General features: G+C 62.6%; 1 protein-coding gene. It reads left to right on the forward strand.

Annotated features, from left to right (window positions below):
• The coding region (locus JEM65_RS21285; RefSeq protein WP_199603736.1) for a hypothetical protein at positions 1 to 254 on the forward strand (254 nt) is incomplete at both ends.

Raw genomic sequence — 254 nt, forward strand, 5'->3', positions numbered from 1 at the left:
GCCGTGCTGGCTACCAACGCGGCATTTTGGGAGTTCATCTACGGGCCGCAGGTGGACCAGGAGCCCGACGGCGTTAAGCTCTACACCTATGCGCTGTTCGCGGCTTCGGTGGGCGCGCTGGTGCTGTACGCGCGCTACATGGAGCCGCTTATCAAGCGGTGGATGTGGGTAGTAGTAGCCGCCATTGGCGGGCTGATGCTGGAATCTTACGCCAACCAGGGCTCGTGGCTGGCCTACCCCCACGTGTTCAGCAA

Origin of the sequence: Gelidibacter salicanalis, from assembly GCF_016469035.1 — a bacterium.
Classification (GTDB): domain Bacteria; phylum Bacteroidota; class Bacteroidia; order Flavobacteriales; family Flavobacteriaceae; genus Gelidibacter; species Gelidibacter salicanalis_A.